The organism is Pseudomonas sp. FW305-7 (assembly GCF_058786735.1).
The window spans coordinates 83,483-89,482 of record NZ_JBYSZA010000023.1; the positions used below are offsets into that span (position 1 = coordinate 83,483).

2 protein-coding genes are annotated in these 6,000 nt (G+C 59.3%); one reads left to right on the forward strand and one right to left on the reverse strand.

Features of this window, described 5'->3' with window-relative positions; all coding sequences use genetic code 11:
* Window positions 1-100: 100 nt before the first annotated feature.
* Window positions 101-454 carry a hypothetical protein gene (locus tag AC3WMT_RS23505; protein ID WP_103305776.1) on the reverse strand — a complete coding sequence of 118 codons (354 nt, stop codon included), beginning with the start codon at window positions 452-454 and terminating at the stop codon, window positions 101-103.
* 504 nt (window positions 455-958) lie between these two features.
* On the opposite strand from AC3WMT_RS23505, the gene AC3WMT_RS23510 reads away from it, so the two are divergent.
* Window positions 959-5,854: an NAD-glutamate dehydrogenase gene (locus AC3WMT_RS23510; protein ID WP_103305777.1), complete on the forward strand. Its 4,896-nt coding sequence runs from the start codon at window positions 959-961 to the stop codon at window positions 5,852-5,854.
* Window positions 5,855-6,000: the final 146 nt, after the last annotated feature.

The window sequence follows — 6,000 nt, forward strand, 5'->3', positions numbered from 1 at the left end:
ACACAGCCCCCACAGTTATCTGTGGTGTGCATGCGATTTGTGCAACACATCGATCACTGTGGGAGCTGGCTTGCCAGCGATGGGGCCAGCCCAGGCAACATCAAATCTCGTTAATGAAGGTACCCGTCCCATCAAGGATGTTCGTCAAGGTCTCGACAACCTCATCCAGATCCACCATGTCCGGGTTAAAGCTGATCTCCAGCACATCATCCCCGTTCAACGCATCGGCATCCGCTGCAGCGATTTCGATCTTCAACAGATTCGAGGTCAGGGTGACTTTCACCCCATCCAGCGTCGAAGGCTCGCCATCCAGCGTAATCTCCAGCTCATCCTCATCCGGATAACGGCTCATCAGAAACATGTCGCCCTTGTCGCTGTGGCAGCAGAGCATGGCCATGTTGTCTTCTTCGTCATCGCACGGGTTGACGATCAGTAGGGCGGTGGTCATTTGCATGGGGAATTCCTGCCTCGTAGGGCGTGTTGGTCGCAATTGGGCGCGATTCTGCCAGCCCTCGGGAATTTCTGCATGTGAGAGTGTCAGAGGATGTGTCGTGTACGCGACACAGGTCAATGGTCATTTCTGGCACGCATGTACCGTAAATACGGGCATTCGAGCCGCTGTTTTTCTTAATGCCTGCTAGTGTTTACCGGTGCCAAAGCCTTGGTTTACGTGCCGATGACCGAATATGTCGCAGCACCGCAAGCAGACACATTGTCGCACCCATTAAGCTGCGCAACGGATGAGCACCCGTAAAGGCATTGTCGGCAGCCCCGACAGTCGTTTTTGCAGATGCTCATTCTATGGAAGGTGAATGTGACCTGAGTGTCCCGTCCAGCTTCACCCACCTGTCCCCCTGTTTCCTCTGCCCGAGAATCAGGAGCAGGGTGACTTGAACCCCGAAAGGGGTGTTGCACGCGACGCTTTCCATCAATAACAAGCTTAAGCGGAGTACCACAGATGGCGTTCTTCACCGCAGCCAGCAAAGCCGACTTCCAGCACCAACTGCAAGCGGCACTGGCGCAGCACATCAGTGAACAGGCACTGCCACAAGTGGCGCTGTTCGCTGAACAATTCTTCGGCATCATTTCCCTGGACGAGCTGACTCAACGTCGCCTCTCCGACCTCGCTGGCTGTACTCTTTCTGCGTGGCGCCTGCTTGAGCGCTTCGATCACGCGCAACCGCAAGTGCGCGTCTACAACCCTGATTACGAGCGTCATGGCTGGCAGTCGACCCACACCGCGGTCGAAGTCCTGCACCACGACCTGCCATTTCTGGTCGACTCGGTCCGCACCGAGCTGAACCGCCGCGGCTACAGCATCCACACCCTGCAAACCACCGTGCTCAGCGTACGTCGTGGCAGCAAGGGCGAACTGCTGGAAATCCTGCCAAAAGGCAGCACCGGGGAAGGTGTTCTGCACGAATCGCTGATGTACCTGGAAATCGACCGCTGCGCGAACGCGGCCGAACTGAATGTGCTGAGCAAAGAGCTGGAACAGGTTCTCGGTGAAGTCCGCGTCGCGGTCGCCGATTTCGAGCCGATGAAAGCCAAGGTGCAGGAAATCCTCACCAAGCTCGATAACAGCGCGTTCGCCATCGATGCCGATGAAAAGAACGAAGTCAAAAGCTTCCTGGAATGGCTGGTGGGCAACCACTTCACCTTCCTCGGCTACGAAGAATTCGTGGTCACCGATCAGGCTGATGGCGGCCACATCGAGTACGACCAGAACTCCTTCCTCGGCCTGACCAAACTGCTGCGCACCGGCCTGACCTACGAAGACCTGCGCATCGAAGACTACGCCGTTGCCTACCTGCGCGAACCGACCCTGCTGTCGTTTGCCAAAGCTGCGCACCCGAGCCGTGTTCACCGTCCGGCGTACCCGGACTACGTGTCGATCCGTGAAATCGACGCTGACGGCAAAGTCATCAAGGAACACCGTTTCATGGGCCTGTACACCTCCTCGGTGTATGGCGAGAGCGTGCGGGTCATTCCGTTCATCCGCCGCAAGGTCGAAGAAATCGAAACCCGCTCCGGCTTCCAGTCCAAGGCTCACCTGGGCAAGGAACTGGCGCAGGTCCTCGAAGTGCTGCCGCGTGATGACCTGTTCCAGACCCCGGTCGATGAACTGTTCACCACCGTGATGTCGATCGTGCAGATCCAGGAACGCAACAAGATCCGCGTGTTCCTGCGCAAAGACCCGTACGGTCGTTTCTGCTACTGCCTGGCCTACGTGCCGCGCGACATCTATTCCACCGAAGTTCGCCAGAAGATCCAGCAAGTGCTGATGGAGCGCCTGAAGGCTTCCGATTGCGAATTCTGGACTTTCTTCTCCGAATCGGTTCTGGCCCGCGTGCAGTTGATCCTGCGTGTCGACCCGAAAAACCGTCTCGACATCGATCCGGTGCTGCTGGAAAAAGAAGTCGTCCAAGCGTGCCGCAGCTGGCAGGACGACTATGCTGCACTGACCGTCGAAAGCTTCGGCGAAGCCCACGGCACCAACGTGCTGGCCGACTTCCCGAAAGGCTTCCCGGCCGGTTACCGCGAGCGCTTTGCAGCGCATTCGGCTGTGGTCGACATGCAGCACCTGCTGAGCCTCAACGAAAAAAATCCGCTGGTGATGAGCTTCTATCAGCCGCTCGGTCAGGTATCCGGCCAACGCGAGCTGCATTGCAAGCTGTACCACGCCGACACCCCGCTGGCACTGTCCGACGTGTTGCCGATTCTGGAAAACCTCGGTCTGCGCGTACTGGGTGAATTCCCGTACCGTCTGCGTCACACCAATGGCCGCGAGTTCTGGATTCACGACTTCGCGTTCACCGCCGCTGAAGGCCTGGACCTCGACATCCAGCAACTCAACGACACCCTGCAGGACGCGTTCGTCCACATCGTTCGTGGCGACGCCGAAAACGATGCGTTCAACCGTCTGGTGCTGACCGCCGGTCTGCCATGGCGCGACGTCGCGCTGCTGCGTGCCTACGCCCGCTACCTGAAGCAGATTCGTCTGGGCTTCGATCTGGGTTACATCGCCAGCACCCTGAACAACCACACCGACATCGCTCGCGAACTGACCCGGTTGTTCAAGACCCGCTTCTATCTGGCGCGCAAACTCAGCGACGACGATCTGGAAGACAAGCAACTGCGTCTGGAACAAGCGATTCTGACCGCACTGGACGACGTCCAGGTGCTCAACGAAGACCGCATCCTGCGTCGTTACCTCGACCTGATCAAAGCCACCCTGCGGACCAACTTCTATCAGACTGACGCCAACGGCCAGAACAAGTCGTACTTCAGCTTCAAGTTCAACCCGCACGCGATTCCTGAGCTGCCGAAGCCAGTGCCGAAGTTCGAAATCTTCGTTTACTCGCCGCGCGTTGAAGGCGTGCACCTGCGCTTCGGTAACGTCGCTCGTGGTGGTCTGCGCTGGTCCGATCGTGAAGAAGACTTCCGTACTGAAGTCCTCGGTCTGGTAAAAGCCCAGCAAGTGAAGAACTCGGTTATCGTGCCGGTGGGTGCGAAGGGCGGCTTCCTGCCGCGTCGCCTGCCACTGGGCGGCAGCCGTGACGAGATCGCGGCCGAGGGCATCGCCTGCTACCGCATCTTCATTTCGGGTCTGTTGGACATTACCGACAACCTGAAAGACGGCGCACTGGTGCCGCCATTGAACGTGGTTCGCCACGACGATGACGACCCGTACCTGGTAGTAGCGGCGGACAAGGGCACTGCAACCTTCTCCGACATCGCCAACGGCATCGCCATCGACTATGGCTTCTGGCTGGGTGACGCGTTTGCGTCCGGTGGTTCCGCCGGTTACGACCACAAGAAAATGGGCATCACCGCCAAAGGCGCGTGGGTTGGCGTACAGCGTCACTTCCGCGAGCGCGGCATCAATGTTCAGGAAGACAGCATCACCGTGGTGGGCGTCGGCGACATGGCCGGTGACGTGTTTGGTAACGGCCTGTTGATGTCCGACAAGCTGCAACTGGTCGCTGCCTTCAACCACCTGCACATCTTCATCGACCCGAACCCGAACCCGGCGACCAGCTTCGTCGAGCGTCAGCGCATGTTCGACCTGCCGCGTTCGGCCTGGACCGATTACGACACCAGCATCATGTCCGAAGGTGGCGGTATCTTCTCGCGTAGCGCGAAGAGCATCGCGATCTCCCCGCAGATGCAGGAACGCTTCGACATCAAGGCTGACAAGCTGACCCCGACCGAACTGCTGAATGCCTTGCTCAAGGCACCGGTGGATCTGCTGTGGAACGGCGGTATCGGTACTTACGTCAAGGCCAGCACCGAGAGCCACGCCGACGTCGGCGACAAGGCCAACGATGCACTGCGCGTGAACGGCAACGAGTTGCGCTGCAAAGTCGTGGGCGAGGGCGGTAACCTCGGCATGACCCAACTGGGTCGTGTGGAATTCGGTCTGAATGGCGGCGGCTCCAACACCGACTTCATCGACAACGCCGGTGGCGTGGACTGCTCCGACCACGAAGTGAACATCAAGATCCTGCTGAACGAAGTGGTTCAGGCCGGTGACATGACCGACAAGCAACGCAACCAGTTGCTGGCGAGCATGACCGACGAAGTCGGCAATCTGGTGCTGGGCAACAACTACAAGCAGACTCAGGCCCTGTCCCTGGCAGCGCGTCGTGCATACGAGCGCATCGCTGAGTACAAGCGTCTGATGGGTGATCTGGAAGGCCGTGGCAAGCTGGACCGCGCCATCGAGTTCCTGCCGACCGAAGAGCAGATCAACGAGCGTATCGCTGAAGGCCACGGCCTGACCCGTCCTGAGCTGTCGGTACTGATCTCCTACAGCAAGATCGACCTCAAAGAGCAGCTGTTGGGCTCTTTGGTGCCGGACGACGACTACCTGACCCGCGACATGGAAACGGCGTTCCCGCCGACCCTGGTCAGCAAGTTCTCCGAAGCCATGCGTCGTCACCGTCTGAAGCGCGAGATCGTCAGCACCCAGATCGCCAACGACCTGGTCAACCACATGGGCATTACCTTCGTTCAACGACTCAAAGAGTCGACCGGCATGAGCCCGGCGAACGTGGCTGGCGCCTATGTGATCGTGCGCGACATCTTCCACCTCCCGCACTGGTTCCGTCAGATCGAAGCGCTGGACTACCAAGTCAGCGCTGACGTACAGCTGGAACTGATGGACGAGCTGATGCGTCTAGGCCGCCGTGCCACGCGCTGGTTCCTGCGTGCCCGTCGCAACGAGCAGAACGCTGCCCGTGACGTCGCGCATTTCGGTCCGCACCTGAAAGAGCTGGGTCTGAAACTCGACGAGCTGCTGAGCGGCGAAATCCGTGAAAACTGGCAGGCGCGTTATCAGGCGTATGTCGAAGCCGGCGTACCGGAACTGCTGGCGCGTATGGTTGCGGGCACCTCGCACCTGTACACGCTGCTGCCGATCATCGAAGCCTCCGACGTGACTGGCCAGAACCCGGCCGAAGTGGCCAAGGCCTACTTCGCTGTGGGCAGTGCGCTGGACATCACCTGGTACCTGCAACAGATCAGCGCGCTGCCGGTTGAAAACAACTGGCAAGCCCTGGCCCGTGAAGCGTTCCGCGATGACGTCGACTGGCAGCAACGTGCGATCACCATCTCCGTCCTGCAACAGGGCGACGGCACTCAGGACGTGGAAGCACGCCTGGCGCTGTGGATGGAACAGCACGAAAGCATGATCTCGCGCTGGCGCGCCATGCTGGTGGAAATCCGTGCGGCGAGCGGCACGGACTACGCCATGTATGCGGTGGCCAACCGTGAACTGCTGGACCTGGCGTTGAGCGGGCAAGCGGTAGTGCCTGCGGTTGCTGCGAATGCCGAGCTTGAACTGGCGTAAGTAGTGGCTGAATGAAAAAGCCCCGGTGTCGTGAGATGCCGGGGCTTTTTTATGTCTGAGGGTTTTGTGGTGGCTGTTCTGGCCTCATCGCTGGCAAGCCAGCTCCCACAAGGACCGAGTGCAACACAAAACCTGTGGGAGCTGGC